The 22,435-nt window shown below is 70.5% G+C and carries 19 protein-coding genes; 5 read left to right on the top strand and 14 right to left on the bottom strand.

The features are described 5' to 3' along the window. Positions 1–295 precede the first annotated feature (295 nt). Positions 296–2,014 (bottom strand): YibE/F family protein, encoded by a 1,719-nt coding sequence (locus ACFFQA_RS37790; RefSeq protein WP_377862627.1) that lies wholly within the window; start codon positions 2,012–2,014, stop codon positions 296–298. 243 nt (positions 2,015–2,257) lie between these two features. Between ACFFQA_RS37790 and ACFFQA_RS37785 the strand changes: the two genes are divergently transcribed. Both ACFFQA_RS37785 and ACFFQA_RS37780 read left to right on the top strand, forming a co-directional pair. Next, positions 2,258–6,526 carry a GH92 family glycosyl hydrolase gene (locus ACFFQA_RS37785; protein WP_377862626.1) on the top strand — a complete coding sequence of 1,423 codons (4,269 nt, stop codon included), beginning with the start codon at positions 2,258–2,260 and terminating at the stop codon, positions 6,524–6,526. Between the two features lie 98 nt (positions 6,527–6,624). Next, positions 6,625–7,140, top strand: coding sequence for a metallophosphoesterase family protein (locus ACFFQA_RS37780; protein WP_377862625.1), 516 nt, complete (start codon positions 6,625–6,627; stop codon positions 7,138–7,140). Here ACFFQA_RS37780 and ACFFQA_RS37775 read toward each other — a convergent pair. The 11 genes from ACFFQA_RS37775 to paaZ all read right to left on the bottom strand — a co-directional run bounded on the left by ACFFQA_RS37775 (position 7,112) and on the right by paaZ (position 18,121). Then, positions 7,112–7,282, bottom strand: coding sequence for a hypothetical protein (locus ACFFQA_RS37775; protein WP_377862624.1), 171 nt, complete (start codon positions 7,280–7,282; stop codon positions 7,112–7,114). The genes ACFFQA_RS37780 and ACFFQA_RS37775 overlap by 29 nt on opposite strands. A gap of 53 nt (positions 7,283–7,335) precedes the next feature. After that, entirely contained in the window at positions 7,336–8,457 is a 1,122-nt protein-coding gene (locus ACFFQA_RS37770) for a serine hydrolase domain-containing protein (protein ID WP_377862623.1), read from the bottom strand. Positions 8,458–8,565: 108 nt separating this feature from the next. Continuing rightward, complete coding sequence (gene argS / locus ACFFQA_RS37765) at positions 8,566–10,311, bottom strand: arginine--tRNA ligase (RefSeq protein ID WP_377862622.1); 1,746 nt, start codon at positions 10,309–10,311, stop codon at positions 8,566–8,568. A gap of 39 nt (positions 10,312–10,350) precedes the next feature. Beyond that, positions 10,351–11,904 carry a serine/threonine-protein kinase gene (locus tag ACFFQA_RS37760; protein WP_377862621.1) on the bottom strand — a complete coding sequence of 518 codons (1,554 nt, stop codon included), beginning with the start codon at positions 11,902–11,904 and terminating at the stop codon, positions 10,351–10,353. Between the two features lie 153 nt (positions 11,905–12,057). Then, the gene (locus ACFFQA_RS37755) at positions 12,058–12,273 is read right to left on the bottom strand and encodes an MbtH family protein (RefSeq protein WP_377862620.1); all 216 of its coding nucleotides are present in this window, start codon (positions 12,271–12,273) and stop codon (positions 12,058–12,060) included. Positions 12,274–12,324: 51 nt separating this feature from the next. Then, positions 12,325–13,410, bottom strand: coding sequence for a 1,2-phenylacetyl-CoA epoxidase subunit PaaE (paaE, locus tag ACFFQA_RS37750; protein ID WP_377862619.1), 1,086 nt, complete (start codon positions 13,408–13,410; stop codon positions 12,325–12,327). A gap of 2 nt (positions 13,411–13,412) precedes the next feature. Beyond that, positions 13,413–13,904 (bottom strand): 1,2-phenylacetyl-CoA epoxidase subunit PaaD, encoded by a 492-nt coding sequence (gene paaD, locus ACFFQA_RS37745; protein ID WP_377862618.1) that lies wholly within the window; start codon positions 13,902–13,904, stop codon positions 13,413–13,415. Further along, the gene (gene paaC / locus ACFFQA_RS37740) at positions 13,898–14,788 is read right to left on the bottom strand and encodes a 1,2-phenylacetyl-CoA epoxidase subunit PaaC (protein ID WP_377862617.1); all 891 of its coding nucleotides are present in this window, start codon (positions 14,786–14,788) and stop codon (positions 13,898–13,900) included. The genes paaD and paaC overlap by 7 nt, the downstream gene beginning before the upstream one ends. Positions 14,789–14,795: 7 nt before the next feature. Then, positions 14,796–15,092: a 1,2-phenylacetyl-CoA epoxidase subunit PaaB gene (gene paaB / locus ACFFQA_RS37735; protein WP_377862616.1), complete on the bottom strand. Its 297-nt coding sequence runs from the start codon at positions 15,090–15,092 to the stop codon at positions 14,796–14,798. Positions 15,093–15,171: 79 nt separating this feature from the next. Continuing rightward, a complete protein-coding gene (gene paaA, locus ACFFQA_RS37730) occupies positions 15,172–16,095 on the bottom strand; it encodes a 1,2-phenylacetyl-CoA epoxidase subunit PaaA (RefSeq protein WP_377862615.1) in 924 nt (307 codons plus the stop codon). Then, positions 16,088–18,121 (bottom strand): phenylacetic acid degradation bifunctional protein PaaZ, encoded by a 2,034-nt coding sequence (gene paaZ, locus ACFFQA_RS37725; protein WP_377862614.1) that lies wholly within the window; start codon positions 18,119–18,121, stop codon positions 16,088–16,090. Before paaZ ends, paaA begins: the two co-directional genes overlap by 8 nt. A 272-nt stretch (positions 18,122–18,393) precedes the next feature. Between paaZ and ACFFQA_RS37720 the strand changes: the two genes are divergently transcribed. Both ACFFQA_RS37720 and ACFFQA_RS37715 read left to right on the top strand, forming a co-directional pair. Next, positions 18,394–19,215 carry an SGNH/GDSL hydrolase family protein gene (locus ACFFQA_RS37720; protein ID WP_377862613.1) on the top strand — a complete coding sequence of 274 codons (822 nt, stop codon included), beginning with the start codon at positions 18,394–18,396 and terminating at the stop codon, positions 19,213–19,215. A 39-nt stretch (positions 19,216–19,254) separates the two neighbouring features. Then, a complete protein-coding gene (locus ACFFQA_RS37715; protein ID WP_377862612.1) occupies positions 19,255–19,845 on the top strand; it encodes a hypothetical protein in 591 nt (196 codons plus the stop codon). Here the strand turns inward: ACFFQA_RS37715 and ACFFQA_RS37710 are convergent. After that, positions 19,830–20,687, bottom strand: coding sequence for a 3-hydroxyacyl-CoA dehydrogenase family protein (locus ACFFQA_RS37710; RefSeq protein WP_377862611.1), 858 nt, complete (start codon positions 20,685–20,687; stop codon positions 19,830–19,832). The genes ACFFQA_RS37715 and ACFFQA_RS37710 overlap by 16 nt on opposite strands. A 34-nt stretch (positions 20,688–20,721) precedes the next feature. Then, positions 20,722–21,912 carry a thiolase family protein gene (locus ACFFQA_RS37705; protein ID WP_377862610.1) on the bottom strand — a complete coding sequence of 397 codons (1,191 nt, stop codon included), beginning with the start codon at positions 21,910–21,912 and terminating at the stop codon, positions 20,722–20,724. 120 nt (positions 21,913–22,032) lie between these two features. Between ACFFQA_RS37705 and paaI the strand changes: the two genes are divergently transcribed. Next, complete coding sequence (paaI, locus tag ACFFQA_RS37700) at positions 22,033–22,407, top strand: hydroxyphenylacetyl-CoA thioesterase PaaI (RefSeq protein ID WP_377862631.1); 375 nt, start codon at positions 22,033–22,035, stop codon at positions 22,405–22,407. Positions 22,408–22,435: the final 28 nt, after the last annotated feature.

Below are 22,435 nucleotides of genomic sequence, written 5' to 3'. Positions count from 1 at the left end.
CCTCTCCTCCTTCGCCCTCTCCCCTCTCCTCCTTCGCCCTCTCCCCTCTCCTCCTTCGCCCTCTCCCCTCTCCTCCTTCGCCCCCTCCCTCTCCCCCTTCGCCCCCGCTCGTCCGCCCGAGCCCGCCCCACGACCCCTTCCTTCGCGTTTTGTAGCCATAGCGCGATTTGGGAGCGCTCTCTTGCGCAATTAGGTGACAAAACGCGAAAACCCGGACGCGCCAGCCCACGTGCACCCCGCGGCGCGGTGCCGGGCGGGGCCGTACGAGCTGTCGGTCAGCGGAGTCGGGGCGTTCTCACTGGCGGCCGGGATCGTGGCGCTCGGGCGTCCGGGGTCGGCGGGGCGGTTCGCCCGTCGGGTGACTGCCTCTGGGCGCGTCGAGCCGCTGCTGCCGGGAGCGCACGGGTGGTGTCACGGCGACCGGACGGCTGATCGGCGTGGTGATCTCGCTGGCGTTCTCCGGCGGGGCCTTGCGGGCCGGGCGGCGCGGCAGCGGCTTGTCCTCGGGCGCCTTCGGCGCCGGCTCCGGCTTGGGCTCGGGCTCCGGCTTGGGCTCGGGCTCCGGCTGGCGCTCCGGCACGGGCTTGGGATCGGGCTCCGGCTCGGGTTCGGGCTTGGGTTCGGCGACCGGCTCCCGGACGGCCACCAGCGCGGCGAGCAGCGTGGTCACCGGGACGGCCGCGACCAGGCCGATGCTGCCGACCAGGGTCCGCACCACCTCCTGCGCGACCGCCTGCGCTGTGACCAGGTCGCTGAAGCTGCGCCCGGACAACGAGTAGGCCAGCATCATCGGCAACGCAGCCCCGGCGTAGGCCATGAACAGCGTGTTCACCGCCGAGCCGACGTGGTCGCGGCCGATCCGCAGCCCCGCCGCGTAGAGCTTGCGCCAGCTGAGCGCGGGGTTGGCCAGCCTCAGCTCCCACACCGCGCTGGCCTGCGTGACGGTCACGTCGTCGAGCACGCCGAGCGCCCCGATCACGATCCCCGCCATCAGCAGGCCGCGCGCGTCGATCCCGTGGCCGAGGATGCTGATCAGGTTCGCGGTGTCCTCGTCGAGCCCGGTGAGCTTGGCCGCGGCGCTGAACAGCAAGCCGAGCAGGCCGATGACGCCGAGGCTGCCCAGGATGCCGAGCACCGCGACGGACGTGCGCGCGGTGATCCCGTGCGTGAGGTACATCGCGACGAACATGATCAGCCCGCCGGTGACCACGGCGACGGTCAGCGGGTCCTTGCCCGCCAGCATCGCGGGCAGCGCGAACAACACCAGCGCCAGGAAGCTCAGCGCCAGCGCGCCGAGGGCGGCCAGCCCCTGCCACCGCGCGAGCACGAGCACCGCGAGGGCGAACAACGCGGCGAGCACCCCCAGCGACAGGCCGCGCTGGAAGTCCACGACCTGGTACGAACCGCCGGAGTTGGGGTCGGTGCCCTGGCCCGCGTAGGCGAGGACGACCTGGTCGCCGACGGCGAAGCGCGGGGTGCTCGGCTCGATCGGCGTTCCCTCGATGGTGACGGCACGCCCCACCGCCGGGCCGTCGGCGAGCTTGACGGTCAGCGACAGGCACTGGCCGCCACCCTCAACGCCACCGCACGGCCCGGCCCTGGCCACGGTGACCTCGCCGTGCACCGGGACCTGGTTGAGACCGACCCGGGTGCCGGTGGCCTGGTCGTGGCCGAAGGGGTAGAGCACCAGCGCGCCGATCACCGTGGCCAGCGCGCACGGCACGAGCAGGATGGCGAGCAGGATGCGCACCCGTCGCGACGCCGGTGCGACCGGGCCGTGGCCGTGCCCATGACCGTGCCCGTGGCCATGGCCGGTCCTGACCTCGGGCCTGGGTTGGGGCTTGGCCTTGCGCTTGGCCGGGGTCTTCGCCCCGGCTCGGGGCTTGGCCTCGGACTTGGACCGGGCCTTGACCGGAGTCTTGGCGGGGGTCTTGGCCTCGGGCTTGGCGGCATGGCCTGCTGAGGAGTGCCGAGTGGCCGCGCGCCTGCGGCGTGGCGGTTCGCTCGCTTGCACGCCTCAATACTGCCCTCAGCGCCTCGCGATCCCCAACTCAGTCAGGTCAGTCACCCCGGCCGAGGTGACTGCAACGCTCGGAGCAGCGCAGACGCCGCGCGCGGACATGTTTTCGGACAAGGGGGCACGAACTTCTTGACAACGATGTCACGCACAAGTGTGCTGACCCGAGGTCACGCCGATGTGCCCGCCGGTCATGGGCCCTCGGCGACGTGCGGAACCCAATGCGGAGGCTCTGGCTCGATGACGCACAGGTGGGCGAGACGATCACGGAAGGCGGCCGTGCTGACCACGGCGGCCGCGGTGGCCCTGTCAGTGGTGACGACCGGTGGGCAGGCCGCGCTGGCCGCACCGGCGGCTCCCGACTTCTACTCCTCGTTCGAGGCGGGTGAACCGCAGCCGACGTGGACCGACACCGTCGAGACCGACGCCTCGGGCACGCCGAAGGCGGGCGGGGTCAACGGCAACGACGGGGTCAGCATCCCCGGCAACGTGACCGACAAGGTCACCGAGGTGCGGGCCAGCGGCGAGAACGCGGGCAGCGGCGAGGTGAAGGAGAACCTCGTCGACGGCAACGTCAACTCGAAGTGGCTGACCTTCGCGAGCACCGGTTGGCTGGAGCTCACCCTCTCCGAGCCGGTGGCGATCACCAGCTACGCCGTCTCCTCCGCCAACGACGCGCCGGAGCGGGACCCGAAGAACTGGAAGCTCCAGGGCTCTCAGGACGGCAAGGCGTGGTCCGACCTCGACGTCCAAAGTGGACAGGCGTTCCCGAAGCGGTTCGAGACCAAGAAGTACGAGCTGGCGAACACCGCCGCCCACAAGCACTTCCGCTTCGACATCAGCGCCAACAACGGTGGTGCGGCGACCCAGTTCTCCGAGATCCAGCTCGCGGTGAAGGCCAGCTCCGAGCCCGCGCCGAACATGCGCAGCCGGATCGGCAAGGGCCCCAACGGCGGCTACGCGGCGAAGGCCAACGCGGGCTACACCGGCGTGAAGGCGTTGCAGTTCCTGGGTCAGCACGTGGCGAAGGACCGCGGCTACTCCTACAACAAGGTCTTCGACGTCGACGTCGCGGTGAAGCCGGACACCGAGCTGTCCTACCTGTTGTTCCCGCAGTTCGTCCCGGACGACCTGAAGTACCCCAGCACCTTCGCGGCCGTGGACCTCGCGTTCTCCGACGGCACCTACCTCAGCGGTCTCGGGGCCAAGGACCAGTACGGCTTCGAGCTCTCGCCGAAGGGCCAGGGCGCGTCGAAGTCCTTGTACACCAACCAGTGGAACAAGCTGCGCTCGAACATCGGCGCGGTCGCCGCGGGCAAGACGATCAAGCGCGTCCTCGTCGCCTACGACAACCCCGTCGGCCCGGCGAACTTCGCGGGCTGGTTCGACGACATCCGCATCGGCGCCGCCGAGAAGAAGAGCTACGCGAGCCCGAGCGACTACGTGCTGACCACGCGCGGCACGCAGTCCACCGGTGGTTTCTCGCGGGGCAACAACTTCCCGGCGACCGCGGTCCCGCACGGCTTCAACTTCTGGACGCCGATGACCAACGCGGGCTCGATCAGCTGGCTCTACGACTACCACAAGGCGAACAACGCGCAGAACCTGCCGTCGCTGCAGGCGTTCACCACCAGCCACGAGCCCAGCCCGTGGATGGGTGACCGGCAGACCTTCCAGGTCTTCCCGCAGGCGGGCGCGCCGAACATCGACCGCGTCGCCCGCGCACTGCCGTTCAAGCACGAGAACGAGATCGCCAAGCCGCACTACTACGGCGTGACGTTCGAGAACGGCATGCGCACCGAGATCGCGCCGACCGACCACGCGGCGCTGTTCCGCTTCACCTTCACCGGCAACGAGTCGAACCTGTTGTTCGACAACGTGAACAACAACGGCGGGCTGACGCTGGACACCGCCAAGGGTGTCGTGAGCGGCTACTCCGACGTCAAGAGCGGACTGTCAACAGGGGGCACTCGCCTGTTCGTCTACGCCACCTTCGACAAGCCGGTCGCGGGCGGCGGCAAGCTCACCGGCGCCGGGCGGGACAACGTCACCGGCTACCTGAAGTTCGACACCACCCAGGCGAAGACGGTCACCATGCGGATCGCCACCTCGCTGATCGGTGTGGAGCAGGCCAAGAAGAACCTGGAGCTGGAGGTCTCGGCCACCGACACCTTCGACTCGGTCCGCGACCGCGCGCAGCGGGCGTGGAACGACAAGCTCAAGGTGATCGAGGTCGAAGGCGCGAGCGAGGACCAGCTCATCACCTTGTACTCCAACCTCTACCGGCTGTTCCTCTACCCCAACTCCGGGTACGAGAACGTCGGCACCGCGGCTGCTCCGGTCCACAAGCACGCCAGTCCGGTCGCGCCGGCGGCGGGCCAGGACACGGCGACGCAGACCGGCGCGAAGATCGTGGACGGCAAGATCTACGTCAACAACGGCTTCTGGGACACCTACCGCACGACGTGGCCCGCGTACTCGTTGCTGACGCCGGAGAAGGCCGGTGAGATGGTCGAGGGCTTCGTGCAGCAGTACAAGGAGGGCGGCTGGGTCTCCCGCTGGTCCTCCCCCGGCTACGCGAACCTGATGACCGGAACCAGCTCCGACGTGTCGTTCTCCGACGCGTTCCTCAAGGGAGTCACCAACTTCGACGTCCAGGCCGCCTATGACGCGGCGGTCAAGAACGCCACGGTGACCCCGCCGAACGCCAACGTCGGCCGCAAGGGCCTGGACAGCTCGATCTTCCTCGGCTACACCCCGACCACCACGGGCGAGGGCATGTCGTGGGCGATCGAGGGCTACGTCAACGACTTCGGCATCGCGACGATGTCGAAGGCGTTGTACGACAAGGCGAGCCCGAACGACCCGCGGCGCAAGGAGTACCTGGAGAACCACGAGTACTTCCTCAACCGCGCGCAGAACTACGTGAACATGTTCGACAAGTCGGTCGGCTTCTTCCAAGGCCGCACCGCCGACGGCAAGTGGCGGGTCGCGCCGGACAAGTACGAGCCCCGCGAGTGGGGCCACGACTACACCGAGACCAACGCCTGGAACATGGCCTTCACGGTTCCGCACGACGGGCAGGGACTTGCCAACCTCTACGGCGGGCGCGCGGGTCTGGCGAAGAAGCTGGACCAGTTCTTCAGCACGCCGGAGACGGCCGGCTTCCCCGGCTCCTACGGCGGCGTGATCCACGAGATGCTGGAGGCGCGCGACGTCCGGATGGGCCAGTACGGTCACAGCAACCAGCCCTCGCACCACATCCCGTACATGTACGACTACGCGGGTCAGCCGTCGAAGACCCAGGAGAAGGTGCGCGAGATCCTGTCGCGGCTCTACCTCGGCAGCGAGATCGGCCAGGGCTACGCCGGGGATGAGGACAACGGCGAGCTGTCGGCCTGGTACATCTTCAGCTCACTCGGCTTCTACCCGTTGCAGATGGGCAGCCCGGCCTACGCGATCGGTTCGCCGTTGTTCACCAAGGCGACGGTGAACCTGGGCGGTGGCAAGAAGCTGGTGGTCTCCGCGCCGAAGAACAGCGCGAAGAACATCTACGTCCAGGGCCTGAAGGTCAACGGCCAGAAGTGGGACAAGACCTCCCTGCCGCACGAGCTGATCGCGCGCGGCGGCACGCTGGAGTTCGACATGGGCCCGAACCCCTCGTCCTGGGGCACGGGTCCGGACGCGGCACCGCAGTCGATCACGACCGGCGGCGAGGTCCCGCGCCCGCTGCGCGACACCGCGGGCACGGTCACCGCGTCCGCCAACCCGGCCGCGCTGAGCGACAACTCGTCGCAGACCCAGGCCGCCACGAGCTGGGTCCAGCTCCAGGCCACCGCGCCGGAGCGCGTGGAGTTCTACACGCTCACCTCCGGCAAGGACGGCGCGGACGCCAAGGGCTGGGTGGTGAAGGGCTCCTACGACGGCAAGACCTGGACCACTGTGGACGAACGCAAGGACCAGACCTTCCCGTCCCGCCAGCAGACCAGGGCGTTCAAGCTGGCCAAGCCGGGCCACTACACCTGGTACCGCGTCGAGCTCACCGGCACGGCGACCCTGTCCGAGGTGGAGTTCCTCAGCAAGCCGCGCGCGGAGTGCACCACGACGATCACGGGCAGCCGGTCCGAACCGCAGATGCTCAGCGGTGTGGTGTGCCTCAACGACGCGACGATCACCGGCCCGGTGACCATCGCCGCGGGCGCCTCGGTCTACGCCAACGGCGGCCGGATCATCGGCCCGGTCCGCGCGACGGGCGCGGCTGACGTCGTGCTGCTCGGCACGCACGTGACCGGCCCGGTCGACATCACCGGCAGCACGGGTGTGGTCGGCGTGGAGACCGCGCGCGTCACCGGCCCGCTGTCGCTGGTGAACAACTCCGGCGCGTCAGTCGTCGCCGCGAGCACGGTGGTCGGCCCGGTGACCTGTTCCGGCAACGCGACCGACCCGTCCAACAACGGTCTGCCCGTCGCAGGCAGCGGTCCGCGTTCCGGCCAGTGCCAGGGTTTGTGAACCGCTGACTGATCACGAAGGCCCCCGGTGCACCAGCGCCGGGGGCCTTCGTCGTGCGTGCGCGAATGACCGCGCGCCCGGCTGGGCACTCTGGGGGCATGCGCGTGCTGATGATCTCCGACACCCACGTGCCCCACCGGGCCCGTGCCCTGCCCGACCAGGTGTGGCGCGAGGTCGACGAAGCCGATCTCGTCATCCACGCCGGTGACTGGGTGGAGGAGGCGGTGCTGGACGCCTTGACCGACCGCGCCACCGTCCTCGCCGGGGTGCACGGCAACAACGACGACGCGGCGATCCGCTCCCGCCTGCCCGAGGTGGCGCACGTGGAGGTCGGCGGGCTGCGGATCGCCGTCGTGCACGACACCGGCCCGGCCAAAGGCCGCGAACAGCGGTGCGACGCGCATTTCCCCGGCGTGCACGTGCTGGTGTTCGGGCACAGTCACATCCCTTGGGACACAACGACTCCCGGTGGGATCAGACTGCTCAACCCGGGTTCGCCGACCGACCGCAGGCGGCAGCCGGCGTGCACCTACATCACCGCGACCGTCGACGAGCGGGGCCTCACCGACGTGCGGCTGCGCGAGGTCACACGAACAGGCGCTGGACGAAGGTGATCACGGACTGCGCCGCGTCCCGGAGCCAGCCGAGGACGTTCTGGACGCCGCCAGCGGCGCCCTGGGGGTCGTTGAGCAACAGGTAGACCACGAGCGCGATGGCGGCGAGAGTCAGGACCTTCTTGACGTTCACCTCACGCATTGTCCCCGATAATGCGCGCCAGGTCATCTTCCCCCCGGTAGATCTTCAGCACGTCAGCGCGCGCAGAACCCGGCGTCGAAGACCTCGGACAGGTGCCTGTCGCGGTCCGGGCTGTTCGTGTTGGCGGTCAGGAACACCGTCACCTGCCTGCCGGAAAGGTCCCGTCCGCTCAGCGTGGTCATGCCCGGCACGTCGCCGCTGTGTGCGAGCGCGGCTCCTCCGCAGGTCAGCGGGATGGAGCCGATCCCGATGCCGTAGGAGAACTTCTCACCGGGAACGGGGCGCAGGTCGGCGCTCATCGACCGCACCACGGACAGGGGCAGCAGGCGGCCGGAATCGAGGCCGCGCCAGAATCTCGCCAGGTCGGCTGGAGTGGACACGAGCCCTCCGCTGGCGCCCAGTTCGTAACCGGGGAACCGCGTGATGTCGACCACTCCGGCAGCCGGGTCGGCCGGGTGCACGCCGTAGTGGTGGGCGTGCTCGCCGCGCAGGCCGTACTCGGTCTTCTTCGGCCAGTACGTCCTGGCCATGCCGAGCGGCTTGATGATGCGCTCCTCGGTCACCCCGCGAAAGTCCTTGCCGGTGAGCCTTTCCACCATCATCCCGGCGAGCAGGTAGTTGGTGTTGGAGTAGGACCAGTTCTCCCCCGGCGCGCCGGTCGGCTTGCGCACCAGGGCCAGGTCCAGGTAGCCGGTGGGGTCGTCGGGGAACGGCTTGCTCCAGTCGAAGAAGCGGCTGTACTCGGGGATTCCGCTGGTGTGCTGGAGGAGCTGGCGGACGGTGATCCGGCGGCCGTCGAGCGCGGCGCCCTCACCCTTGCCCCGCACGACTCCTGGCAGGTAGCGCTCGACCGGCGAGTCCAGGTCGACGCGCAGCTGGAGCAGCGTGACCGCGAGGAACGTCTTGGTGACACTGCCGATCCGATACGTGCCGTCGGCGCCGACCATCGGGCGGCCGGTGCCGAGCTCAGCGGTCCCGGAGGTCAGCGTCGTCGTCCTGCCGTTGCGGTCACGCACGTGGACCGTGGCTCCCGGCACACCGTCCACTGTGGTCAGCAGGTCCAAGCGCTGTTGCAGCGCGTTCGGCCTGCCGTTGTCGGCCAGCACGGGCGCGGCGGTGCCCAGGAGCAGCACCGCCGCCAGCCCGGCCGTGAACGCTCGCCGTGAGTACGTCATCGTCGTCAACCTCCGCGGGGTTACTCGGCTACACGAGCCACTGTTCCCCGTGGTGACGCGATGATCGTTGTGGTTGTCCTCCGAACCGAGGTGGGGCTGTCCCCCGGTCTACAGCTTCGTCGGCGCCTCGATGCCCAGCAGCTCCAGTCCCTTGCTGAGCACGCGCGAGGTCAGCCCCGCCAGCACCAACCGGGAAAGGCGCAGCTCCTCGGACTCCGCCTTGAGGATCGGGCAGTTCTCGTAGAAGGACGAGAAGGCCACGGCGGTCTCGTAGAGGTAGGTGCACAGCCGGTGCGGCGCGAAACCCTCCAAGGCGCTGTTGAGCGCGGCGGGCAGCTGGAGCAGCTTGATCAGCAGCGCCCGCTCGGCGTTGTGCGTGACCAGCACCGGAGCATCCACAGTGGACACTCCGGCCTTCGCGAGCAGCGCGAGCACCCGGACGTTGGCGTACTGGAGGTAGACCGAGGTGTTCCCCTCGTGCGCCAGCATCTTGTCCCACGAGAACACGTAGTCCTTCTCGCGGTCGCTGGAGAGGTCGGCGTACTTGACCGCCCCGACACCGACCGCCTTGGCGACCTCGCCGCGCCGCTCCCCCGGCAGCTCGCTGCGCTCGGCGACGACCGCGTGCGCCCGCTCGACGGCCTCGGTCAGCAGGTCGGAGAGCTTGATCGTGCCGCCGACGCGGGTCCGCAGCATCTTGCCGTCCTCGCCGAGCACGGAGCCGAAGTTCACGTGCACCGCGCGGTGCCCGGCGTCCAGCCAGCCCGCCGACGCCGAAGCGGCGAACACCATCTGGAAGTGCTGGGCCTGCGGGGTTCCCACGACGTAGACGAGGTCGGTCGCACCGCGCTCCCGCGTCCAGTAGCGGACACCCGCGAGGTCCGTGCTGGCGTACATGTAGCCGCCGTCGGACTTGCGCACGATCAGCGGCAGCCGCTCGCCGTCCCGGTTGGTGAAGCCGGGCGGGAAGACGCAGACCGCACCGTCGCTGACCTCCGTGAGCCCCTTGGCCTCCAGCTCCGCGACGGTGTCGGCCAGCATCGGGTTGTAGAAGCTCTCGCCGTAGTTGTCGGCGGCTGTCAGCTGGACGCCGAGCAGGTCGTAGACCTTGTCGAAGTGCCGCTCCGACTCCGCGACCAGCCCCCGCCACAGCGCGAGCGTGGCCTCGTCCCCGCTCTGCAGCGCGACGACCCGGAGGCGGGCGCGCTCGGCGAAGCCGGGATCGGTGTCGAACTTCTTGCGCGCCTGCTGGTAGAAGCCGTTGAGGTCGCCGATGGACAGCTCGGCACCGGCACCGGCACCGACTTCGGCGAGGTGCTCGATGAGCATGCCGAACGGAGTACCCCAGTCACCGAGGTGGTTGCGGCGGATCACCTCGTGCCCGGCGAAGGCCAGCATCCGCGCGATCGCGTCGCCGATGATCGAGGAGCGCAGGTGCCCGACGTGCATCTCCTTGGCGACGTTGGGGCTGCTGTAGTCCACGACGTAGCGCCCTGGCTCAGTGACGGGCCGCACCCCCAGGCGCGGGTCGGCGAGCAGGTCGGCGGCGCGGGCGGCCAGCCACTCGGCGCGCAGGGTGAAGTTCACGAAACCGGGACCGGCCACCTCGGGCGGCTCGACCATGTCGGCGGCGTCGAGGTGGGCGACGATCAGCTCGGCGACCTCGCGCGGCGGGCGGCCCAGCCTCTTGCCCAGGCTCATCGCGGCGTTGCACTGGTAGTCCGCGCCACGCCCGGCGGCGGAGGGGCGCACCAGCGCCTCCGCCGGGGAGACGCGCACGTCCAGCGCTTCCTGCAACGCCCCGGCGACCCGCGCGCCGAGCTCCAGACCGATGTCGGTGTTCACACCCACCATCTTGCCCGCGCGCGCAGCCGGATTTCGGCCAGGGGCGAATCAGCGGGCGACGGAGTCGATCTTGAGCTGCCCGCCCACCCTGGTGACCCGGACGATCTTCTGCTCGGTGCGGCCGGGCGAGTACGTGACGTTGATCGACACCCGGTACGCCTTGTCCGAGTCCTGACCGGCGCCGCGCGCGGTGTTGGAGTACATCCGCGGGTACTGCTTCCAGTAGTTGTCGAACTCGGCCCGACTGCCCCAGCCCGCCTGCGCGCCCTGGGTGAGCATGTCCCACATCCCCTGGATGTTGTCGCTGCCGCTGTAGTAGTTGACGACCAGCTGGCCCGCCTGGCCGAGGTCGACGGTGCCGTCCGGTGCGGTGGTCGTCGCCTGGGCCTGGGTCGTGGACGGCGTGGAACCGGAACTGCCACTGCCGGAGCCGCCCGTGCTGCTGGAACCACTGCCGGAACCGCTGCTGCCGGAGCTGTTGCTCGGCCGCTGGTCCAGGTACCGGTAGGCCGCGTAGCCACCGCCGCCGACCAGCACGACGAGCACCAGGACGAGCAGGACCGGCGAGCGCTTGCGCTTGGCGGGCTGCTGCTTGGAGCGGGTCGGCGCGGCGGCCGGGCTGGGCGTCGACTGGTGGGTGCCGTAGCTCGCCGCGGGGCGCGGCGGCGGCGGGATGTGCCCGCCCGCGTCGACCTTCTGAGTGCGGGCGGCCGGCGTGCCGACCCTCGCGGGCATCACCGGGGTCCTGCCCGCGGCGAGTCCGGCGAGCGCGGTGCCCACCTGGGCCATGTTCGGCCGGTCCTGCGGCTCGGAGCGCAGCATGCCCATCAGCAGCGCCGTCATCGGGCCCGCCTGGCGGGGCGGGGCGACGTTGCCCGCCGCCGCGGCGTGCAGCAGGGCGAGCGGGTTGTCGGAGGTGCCGAACGGCGGCTGGCCCTCGACCGCGTCGTAGAGGGTGGCGCCGAGGGAGAACACGTCCGACGCGGGGCCGCCGATGTCGTTGCCGCGGGCGACCTCGGGCGCGAAGTAGGCGGGGGTGCCCGCGAGCATGCCGGTCCTGGTCACCTGCACGTCGCCGACCGCGCGGGAGATGCCGAAGTCGGTGATCTTGGCGACCCCGGTGTCGGTGATCAGCACGTTGCCGGGCTTGAGGTCGCGGTGGGTGATGCCGACGGTGTGCGCGGCGGAGAGCGCCGCGGCGATCTGGGCGCCGATGGCGGCGACCTCGCGCGGCGGCAGCGGGCCGCGGTCGGCCAGGATCTCGGCGAGGCTCTTCGAGGGCAGGTACTCCATCACCAGGCACGGGTCGCCGTTGTGCTCGGCGACGTCGTACAGGGTGATCGCGTTGGGGTGCTGCAACCGGGCGGCGATCCGGCCCTCGCGCATCGCCCTGCGGCGCGCGTTGTCGGTCTCCTCGGCGCTGAGCCCGGGCTGGACCAGCAGCTGCTTGACCGCGACCATGCGGTCGAGGCGCTCGTCCCTCGCCCGCCACACGACGCCCATCGCACCTGAGCCGATCTTGGAGACCAGCCGGTAATGGCCGGCGATGAGGTGTCCCTCGTCGATACCGGCATCACTCCTCAACCGGGCGCGTGCGCCCACCACATGGCTGCCCCTGAGACAACCGCTACACACTATCGAATGAGTACGACCGTCTTGAAGGGCCCTGGCTGCCTGCACAAACGCGAAACCCGCCACTCACCGTCCGGCTTACGACGAGTGACGGGTGCACTCCGCACCGCGGCACGGGGTGGCTCAGGAGCCGCCGTCCATCCGCTCTGCGAGGCTCTTCGGACGCATGTCGGTCCAGTTGGCCTCGATGTAGTCCAGGCACTCCTGGCGCCCCGTCTCGGCCAGCGCGACCGTCCAGCCTGCGGGCACCTCGCTGAACGACGGCCACAGCGAGTGCTGTCCCTCGTCGTTGACCAGCACCAGGTAACGGCCGTCCGGGTCCTCGAATGGGTTGGTCATGGCGCGCGTTCTCCTCGGTCTCGTGCTTGCTCGCCTACACACTGTGCCTGATCAGGCGTCGAAGTCGACTGTGACTTCTCCGGAGACCGCGACCGTCTGGCAGGTCAGCACGAACCCGGCATCGACCTCGGAGCGCTCCAGGGCGAAGTTGCGGCGCATCGACGCCTCGCCGAGCACGACCTTCGCCCGGCAGGTGCCGCAGACCCCGCCCTTGCACGCGAAGGGCAGGTCCGGACGGGCGCGCTGCGCGCCGTCGAGGATCGGCGTGTCCCTCGGCAGGGTCATCTCGGTGGAGCGCCCGTCCAGCACCACGGTGACCTTGCTGCTCGGACCGTCGACCACGGGCTCCTCGTGCCGGGTGAGCACTGGTTCATCGGCGACGTAGAACAGCTCCTGGTGCACCCGCTCCTCCGGTACGCCCAGCTCCGCCAGCAGCCGCTGCGCGTCGGTGACCATGCCGAACGGCCCGCACAGCCACCAGTGGTCCACATCGGCGACCTCGACGAGCCTTGGCAGCAGCGCGCGCAGCTTGGCCTCGTCGAGCCGCCCGGTGAACAGCTCCGCCTCGCGGGCCTCGCGGGAGAGCACGTGCACCAGTTCGAGGCGGGTGCGGTGGCGGTCCTTCAGGTCGGCCAGCTCGTCGGCGAACATCACCGTTCCGGACCGGCGGTTGCCGTAGAGCACGGTCACGCGCGCGTCGGGGTGCCGCAGCACGGACGCGGCGATGGAGAGCACCGGGGTGATGCCGGAGCCCGCCGCGACCAGCACGTGGTGGCCGGGCACGTCCAGGTCCGGGGTGAACGAGCCGGTCGGGGGCAGCACGTCGATCTCGTCGCCCGCCTTGACCTCGCGCACGAGCCAGGAGGAGAACAGCCCGCCGGGCACCTCGCGCACGCCGACCCTGGGGAGCGCGCCCGCCGGGGCGCAGATCGAGTACGAGCGGCGCTCGTCGCGGCCGTCGACCACGCGGCGCAGCGTCAGCGACTGGCCTGGGCGGAACGCGAAGACCTCGGCCAGCTCACCGGGGACGGCGAAGGTGACCGCGACCGCGTCGTCGCACAACCGCTCCACCTCGGCCACGCGCAGGCGGTGGAACCCGGGGCGCTGCCGGGGCTGGTGCAGAGTCGGTGCGGCCACGGTCAGATCTCCTTGAAGTACTCGAACGGCTCGCGGCAGGAGCGGCAGCGGTGCAGCGCCTTGCACGCGGTGGCGCTGAACCGCGACAGCTCCTCGGTGTCGGCGGAGCCGCACCGCGGGCAGGCCAGGCGGGGTGCTGGCGGGTCGAGGCGCAGGGGCACCGGCCCCGCCGGACGCGGACCGATCCGGCCGGGCGGGGAGATCCCGGCCTCGGCGAGCTTGCGGCGGCCGTCCTCGGTCATCCAGTCCGTCGTCCACGCCGGGCTGAGCACGGTGCGCACCTCGGCGTCCTCGAAACCGTTGGTGCGCAAGGCGTTCAGCAGGTCCTCGCGCATCTCCACCAAGGCGGGGCAGCCCGAGTAGGTCGGCGTGATCACCACGACCACGCGCCCGTCCTCGTCCCGGACGTCCCGCACCACGCCGAGGTCCACGAGGGACAGCATCGGCAGCTCGGGATCGGTGACCGTGCCCACCACCTCGCGAGCGGTCACCATGTGGCCTCCGGCAGGGCGCGCGCGAGCACCTGCATCTCCGACAGCATCTCCGCGAGCACACCGGTGTGGCTGCCGTCGCGACCACCGCCCGGTGCCGTCGCCGCCTTCGGCCGCGTCAGCGTCGCGGCGACGAGGACCTGGTCCAGCACATCGTCCACTTCGGACCGGAGATCGGCCGGATCAACGGCGACGCCTTGTGCGGCAAGCCTTTGCTCGACCGGGTGCGCGGTGAACAGCTCGTCCAGGTACGGCCACACGCGGTCGAGCGCGGCGATCATCCGGCGGCGGGACTCCTCGGTCCCGTCACCGAGGCGCATCGTCCAGCGCGCGGCGTGGTCGCGGTGGTAGGCGAGCTCCTTGACCCCCTTGGCCGCCACCGCGGCGAGCACCGGGTCGGCGGAGGCGGAGAGCCGGGTGAACAGCGCCAACCGCTGGCAGGAGAACAACAGCAGCCGCGCGATCGTGTCCGCGAAGTCGCCGTTGGCCAGCTCGACCATGCGCACGTTGCGGAACCGCTCCGCGGTGCGGAAGTACGCCAGCGCGTCCTCGTCCGGCACGTGCTCCGGGGCCTCGGCGGGCCGCTCCCCCGCCTCACCGGCCCGCGTCAGCAGCAACCGCGCCTGGCCGAGCAGGTCGAGCGCGATGTTGGCCAGCGCGACGTCCTCCTCCAGCTCCGGCGCGCGGGAGCACCACTCGCTGGTGCGCTGTGCCAGCACGAGCGCGTCGTCGCCGAGCATCAGCGCGTACGCCGCGAGGTCGCTCTTGTCCACTGTGGACGGAAAAGCCCTGTCCACTCCGGACAGCTCGTCGGCGAAGCCGGTGCCGTACGCCCAGCGCGCGTCGTCCCCGTGCTCCTCGTTCAGCCCGTCGTAGGCGTTGTTCACGTGTGCCTCACATGTGCGGGACGTCGTCGGGGATGTCGTAGAACGTGGGGTGCCGGTAGACCTTGTCCCCGCTCGGCGCGAACATCGGGTCCTTCTCGTCCGGGCTGGACGCGGTGATCGCCTCGGCGGGCACCACCCAGATGCTCACGCCCTCGTTGCGGCGGGTGTAGAGGTCGCGCGCGTTGTGCACCGCCATCTGCGCGTCGGCCGCGTGCAGCGAGCCCACGTGCACGTGGTTCAACCCGCGCCGCCCGCGCACGAAGACCTCCCACAACGGCCATGCCGCCCTGCGCTGCTCACTCACACTGCACCTTCCTTCGCCATTCGCGGGCTTATGGACCTCTCCGGGGCTCTGAACACGTCCATAAGCCCGCGAATGGCCGTCATGACCGCCTCGCGGCGTGGGCCACGGCGGCCTCGCGGACCCAGGCGCCGTCCTCGTGGGCCCTGCGGCGGTGCTCGACGCGCTCGGCGTTGCACTCGCCGCCTCCGGAGATGACCCGCTTGAGCTCCGCCCAGTCCGGCTCACCGAAGTCGTAGTGCTCGCGCTCGGCGTTCCACCTCAGCTCCGGGTCCGGCAGTGTCACGCCGAGCTTCTCCGCCTGCGGCACCGTCATGTCAACGAACTTCTGCCGCAGCTCGTCGTTGGTGTGGCGCTTGATCCGCCACGCCATCGAGCGCGCGGTGTTCGGCGAGTCGCCGTCCGGCGGGCCGAACATCATCAGCGACGGCCACCACCAGCGGTTGACCGCGTCCTGCACCATGTCCCGCTGTTCGGAGCTGCCGCGCATCATGGTCATCAGCAGCTCGTAGCCCTGGCGCTGGTGGAAGGACTCCTCCTTGCACACCCGGATCATCGCCCGGGCGTACGGCCCGTAGGAGGTCCGGCACAGCGGCACCTGGTTGCAGATGGCCGCGCCGTCCACCAGCCAGCCGATCACGCCGACGTCGGCGAAGCTCGGCGTGGGGTAGTTGAAGATCGAGGAGTACTTCTGCCTGCCCTCGATGAGGTTCTCGGTCAGCTCGGCGCGGTCCACGCCCAGCGTCTCGGTCGCGGCGTAGAGGTAGAGCCCGTGGCCCGCCTCGTCCTGCACCTTCGCCAGCAGGATCGCCTTGCGCCGCAACGAGGGCGCGCGGGTGATCCACGCGCCTTCCGGCTGCATGCCGATGATCTCGGAGTGCGCGTGCTGCGCGATCTGCCGGATCAGCGTCTTGCGGTAGCCGTCGGGCATCCAGTCCCTCGGCTCGATCCGCTGGTCCCGCTGGACGGTGCGCTCGAAGTGCTCAAGCAGTTCCTGGTCATCCATCGTTCTTCGCCACCAACGTCAACACGTCGTACTTCGCGACGGACTCGCCGTTCTGGTTGGTCACGTCGGCGTCCCAGCGCACCTCGCCGTGCTCGGCGTCCTGGCGCGGCGTGATCTGCTTGGCCGTCAGCGTCACGGTCAGCTCGTCACCGGGGTAGGTCGGCGTGAGGAACCGCAGGTTCTCCAAGCCGTAGTTGGCCAGCACGGGACCGGGCGCCGGGTCGACGAACAGTCCGGCGGCCAGCGACACCACCAGGTACCCGTGCGCCACGATGCCCTCGAAGAACGGGTTCGCCGCGGCGGCTTCGGGATCGGTGTGCGCGTAGAACTTGTCGCCGGTGAACTCCGCGAAGTGGTCCACGTCCTCCTGGGTCACCAGCCGAGGCCCCGCGACCACGGTGTCACCGATCCGCAGCTGCGCCAAGGACTTCCGGAACGGGTGCGCGCCGTCGTCGTTGCGGTCGGCGCCGGTCACCCAGCGGTTGGTGACCGCGGTGAGAACCTTGGGGCTGCCCTGGATCGCGGTGCGCTGCATGTGGTGCAGGACGCCCCGGATGCCGCCCATCTCCTCGCCGCCACCGGCCCTGCCTGGACCACCGTGCACCAGGTGCGGCATGGGCGAACCGTGGCCGGTGGACTCCTTCGCGCTGTCGGTGTCCAGCACGAGCAGGCGGCCGTGCCACGGCGCGACCCCGAGCACGACGTCGCAGGCGAAGCCCGTGTCGCCGGTCACGACGGAGCCGACGAGGCTGCCCTTTCCGCGTGCGGCAAGGGAGATCACGTGCTCGGTGGAGGTGTAGGGCATCAGCGTGGAGACCGGGCCGAACGCCTCGACCTCGTGCGGCTGGGCGTGCTCGGCGTCGTCGACGCGGAGCAGGATCGGCGACATGAACGCGCCGCGCTCGGCATCGGCGTCGATCACGTCCACGTGGTCCGGGCTGCCGAAGACGGGACGGCCGACCTCCATCAACGCCTTGAGCGAGCGCCGAACCTCCTCGCGCTGTTCGAGCCCGGCCAGCGCGCCCATCCGGACGCCCTCGCTCGCGGGGTTGCCGACCTTGACCTTCGCCAGCCGCGCGCTGACGGCCTCGGCGACGTCGTCCATCAGCTCGGCCGGGACGAAGGCGCGGCGGATCGCGGTGCACTTCTGCCCGGCCTTGACGGTCATCTCGGTGGTCAGCGCCTTGACGAACAGGTCGAACTCGGGCGTGCCCGCCTTCGCGTCCGGGCCGAGGATCGAGCAGTTCAGCGAGTCCGCCTCGGCGTTGAACCGCACGGCGTTGCCGATGATCCGGGGGTGCGCGCGCAGCAGCTGCGCGGTGGAGGCGGAGCCGGTGAAGGAGACCAGGTCCTGCTCGGTGAGGTGGTCCAGCAGGTCCCCCGCGCCGCCGCTGACGAGCTGGAGGGTGCCCTCGGGGAGGAGCCCGGACTCGATGATCAGCTCGACCAGCCGCGCGGTCAGGTACGCGGTCTGGCTGGCGGGCTTGACCAGCGTCGGGACCCCGGCGACGAACGCGGGCGCGAACTTCTCCAGCGGCCCCCACACGGGGAAGTTGAACGCGTTGATCTGGACCGCGACGCCGCGCAGCGGAGTGCAGATGTGCTGGCCGAGGAACGTCCCGCCCTTGCTCAGCGGCTCCACGTTGCCGTCGATGTAGACGGTGTCGTTGGGCATCTCGCGACGCCCCTTGCTGCCGTAGCCGAAGAGCACGCCGATGCCGCCGTCGATGTCGACCATCGAGTCGGTGCGGGTGGCGCCGGTGCGCGCGGAGAGCGCGTACAGCTCGTCGCGGTGCTCCCGCAGGTGGGACGCGAGCGCCTTCAGCAACGCGGCGCGCTGGTGGAAGGTCAGCTCGCGCAGCGCGGGCCCACCTACCCGGCGACCGTGCTCCAGTGCGGCCGCCATGTCGATGCCCTTGCTGGAGATGCTCGCGACCTGCTCACCGGTGACCGCGTCGTGCAACGGCGAGCCGTCCTCAGTGGGCGTGAACCAACCACCGGAGACGTAACTGCGCAGCGGGGCCATCGACGACCGACCTCCTCGATGATGCGTACCAGGACTTACCGACCGTTCGTTCAGGTTCTCCGGCTACGGTAGCAGCGGCGAGCCCCACCAGCCAGGGGCCCGTCGTACCCCCGTGCGCGCGTGGCCTGGCCGGCGCGGTCAGGGTTCTCGCGTTTTGTCACCTTGATGCGCGAAAGAGCGCTCTCATCTCGCGTTAAGGCTCCATAACGCGAGATGAGGGGCAGGGGCAGCGGCGGGTCCCACCAGCCAGGGTTCTGGCCTAGGCTGCCGCCATGACTGGGGTGACTCACGTGCTCGGGGCCGTCGTCGCGCTGTCCATGGCCGTGTCCGGCTGGACTGTCCCCTCGGGCGCGGAGTACGTGGCGCTCGGCAGCTCTTTCGCCGCCGGGCCGGGCATCCCGCCCAGCAAGCCGGGCAGCCCGCCGGCCTGCGGGCGGTCGGCGAACAACTACGCCAGCCAGGTGGCAGCCAAGCTCCACCTGGCACTCACCGACGCCACGTGCAGCGGCGCCACCACCGCGAACCTGCTCACCACGCCGCAGCACGGCCAGCCACCCCAGGTCGACGCGGTCACCGCGAACACCAAGCTGGTCACCGTCACCATCGGCGGCAACGACGTCAACTACGTCGGCAGCCTCTTCGCCTACTCCTGCCAGACCAGCGGCGGTGCGCAGTGCCCCGCCGTCGACCCGGCAGCGATCGACCAAGCGCTCAAGACGGTGCACACCAAGATCGGCGATGTCGTCACCGCGGTGCGGAAGAAGGCGCCCCGCGCCAAGGTCCTGCTGGTCAACTACCTGACCGTGCTCCCGCGCACCGGCCCCGCGTGCACCGGCGTGCCGCTCACCCCCGCACAGGTCGACTTCGAGCGCGGCGTCGCCAGCCGCCTCAGGGACGCCACCCGACGAGCCGCCGTGGAGACGAAGGCCTCCGTGGTCGACGCCGCGTCCGCCAGCGCAACTCACGACGCCTGCTCGCCGAGCCCGTGGATGGAGAAGTACCAGCCCGGCCAGGGACGCGTCGGCTATCACCCAACGCCTGCGGGCATGGCGGCCGTGGCCGATCTCGTGGTTCGTCAGGCGGGCCGTTCGTAGCACCCGAACCTGTCAGGGGGTGCTGCCAAACTCTCCGCCGTGCACGATGAGACGAACGCCTGCCCGCACGTGAACAAGCCGGTCCCCTCCTCGGACGGGGAGTGGAGCGGCCGCCTGTCCGAGAACCAGGGGAACGGCTCAGCGCCCTGTTTGACCTGGTGCTTCACCTTCTACCCAGAAGTGGTGCTCGAAGGGGAGAGCGAGAGCTCCGCGGTGACGCTGACCGTCGACTCGGTTCCCCTTCCCGTGACGAGCTGGCGCGACATGGCGGGCCAGACCGTGGAGTGCACGGAGTCCGGGGAGCCGGTCGAGGCGAGCGCCTACCTCGGCTACCACCTCTTCTACGAGGAGGTCGAGCTGAAGATCCACGAGCAGCGCGGCTCCAGGATCCGCGCCTCGGCGAGGGTCTTCGACAGCGACAGCTTCGAGGACGCACTCGATCCCCTCTCCGTGGAGGCCTGGCTGGACTTCACCGGCATCGACGTACAGCTGGAGGACGTGCGTTCAGCCGGAGCGGCCGCGGCACGGCTGCGGGACGTCATCGACGCCAGCGGTTTGTCCTACCCGTCCGACGACGCGGACACCTTCTTCCAGTTCACCCCGGAGCCAGAAGGTCAGTCCCAGGTGTAGAAGCCCTGGCCGGACTTGCGGCCCAGCTCGCCTCGGGCGACCTTCTCGCGCAGCAGCGCCGGTGGGGCGAAGCGCTCGCCCAGGGTCTTGTGCAGGTACTCCGCGATCGCCAGCCGGACGTCCAGCCCGACCAGGTCCGTGGAGCGCAGCGGGCCCATCGGGTGGCGGTAGCCCTGCTCCATGGCGCGGTCGATGGACTCCGCGTCGGCGACGCCCTCCTCCAGCATGCGGATGGCCTCCAGCCCGAGCAGCACGCCGAGGCGGCTGGTCGCGAAGCCCGGCGAGTCCTTGACCAGGACCTCCGTCTTGCCGAGCGCGTGCACCCACCGCAGGGCGCGCCGCGTGGTGACCGAAGCCGTTTCCGGGCCGCTGACCAGCTCGATCAGCGTGGAGGCCGGGACCGGGTTGAAGAAGTGCATGCCGAGGAAGTTCTGCGGGCGGGCCAGTGCCGCGCCGAGCTCGGTGATCGACAGCGAGCTGGTGTTGGTCGCCAGCACCGTGCCGTCGCCGACGACCGCCTCGGCCGCGGTCAGCACGTCGAGCTTGAGAGCGAGCGTCTCCGGCACCGCCTCGACGACCAGCTCCGCGCTCTTCGGCAGCCCGCCGACCTCGGTCACGAAGAGCACGCGGTCGAGGACGTCGGCGGGCTCGCCGTCGAGCTTGCCGCGCTCGTGCGCCCGCCGCAGCCCCGTCGCGATGCGGTCCCTGGCCGCGGCGACCGCGTCGGCGGAGCTCTCCACGACGGTGACCCCGGCCCCGGCCGCGGCGAAGACCTGGGCGATGCCCGCCCCCATCCGCCCGCCGCCGATCACGCCGACCACCTCGGGCGCCTCAGTACCCACCGCTACTCCTCCGTTTCGTCCTGACAGCCGGGGATCAGACGCGTTCGACGAGGAGGGCGGCGCCCTGGCCGACCCCGACGCAGAGGGTCGCCAGGCCGCGACGGGCGCTCTCGCGTTCCATGCGGCCGAGCAGCGTCACCACCAGGCGCGCTCCCGAAGAGCCCAACGGGTGGCCCAGCGCGATCGCGCCGCCGTCGGCGTTCACCCGGTCCTCGTCCAGCTTCAGGCGGCGGATGACCGCGAGGCTCTGCGCCGCGAACGCCTCGTTCAGCTCCACCGCGTCCAGATCGCCCACTCCCCAGCCCGCGCGCGCCAGCGCCTTCTCCGTGGCGGGGACCGGGCCGATGCCCATGATGTGCGGGGAGACGCCCGCGCTCGCTCCGGTGACCACCCGGGCGCGCGGGGTCAGGTTGTGCCGCCGGACCGCTTCCTCGCTGGCCACCACGACGGCGGAGGCGCCGTCGGACAACGGCGAGGACGACCCTGCCGTCACGATGCCGTCCTCGCGGAAGACGGTGCGCAGGCTAGCCAGCTTCTCCAGCGTCGTCTCGCGGCGCGGTCCCTCGTCGGCGGTCACCTCGGTGGTGCCGGAGCGCGACTTCACCGACACCGGGACCAGCTCGGCATCGAAGTGGCCCGCGTCCATCGCCGCGATCGCCCGCTGGTGGCTGCGCAGCGCGAAAGCGTCGCTGTCGGCACGGGTGATGCCGTCGAGCGCGGCGACCTCCTCGGCCGTCTCGCCCATCGACAGCGTGGTCTCGGCGTCGTGGGCCGGGTTGGTGAAGCGCCAGCCCAGCGAGGTGTCGAAGACTTCGCCCGGCCGCGCCCACGGAGTGCCCGGCTTGGCCATCACCCACGGCGCGCGCGTCATCGACTCGACACCACCCGCCACCACGATGTCCGCCTCACCGGCGCGCACCGCCTGTGCCGCCGAGGTGACGGCGGTCAGGCCGGAGGCGCAGAGCCGGTTCACCGTGTAGCCCGGGGTCCGATCCGGCAGTCCCGCCAGCAGCACGGCCATCCGCGCCACGTTGCGGTTGTCCTCGCCGGACTGGTTGGCGGCGCCGAGGATCACCTCGTCGATCGCGTCGGCCGGCACGCCCGAGCGGCGGACCACCTCGCCCACCACGAGCGCGGCGAGGTCGTCAGGGCGGACGGTGGCGAGCGCCCCGCCGTAGCGCCCCTGCGGAGTGCGGACGCCGTCGACAAGGAACACCTCGGACATGCGGGCCCCTTCGCTCTTGACACCCTGAAGTCGCGTCCACATTCTTAACCGAACAGTCGGTCAGTCAGCAAGGTGGGTCAGCGAGTGTCACAGCCTGATGTGCCCGAACCGGTCCGGCGGATGTTCGCCGGGGACAACGCCTCTCGCGCCGCGGGCATCGAGATCCTCGCCGCGGGGGAAGGGCACGCGAGCGCGCGGATGCGGATCACCTCGGACATGGTCAACGGGCACGGCATCGCGCACGGCGGTTACGTGTTCCTGCTCGCCGACTCGACCTTCGCCTTCGCCTGCAACGGTCACGGACCGGTGACCGTCGCGGCCGGGGCAGACATCAGCTTCGTGGCCAGCGCCAAGGAGGGCGACGTGCTGACCGCCGTCGCCACGGAACGAGCCCGCTACGGCCGCAGCGGCATCTACGACGTCTCCGTGCGCAACGGCGACAAGCTCATCGCCGAGTTCCGTGGCCGCAGCAGGGTGATCGGAGGACAGCAGTGACGCGACTCGGTTCCGCTCCCGCCCCCGC

Source organism: Allokutzneria oryzae, from assembly GCF_042429765.1.
In the GTDB taxonomy this organism is placed as follows: domain Bacteria; phylum Actinomycetota; class Actinomycetes; order Mycobacteriales; family Pseudonocardiaceae; genus Allokutzneria; species Allokutzneria oryzae.
Note: the sequence above shows the minus strand (reverse complement) of the source record. Positions and strands in the feature narration are given on the sequence as shown.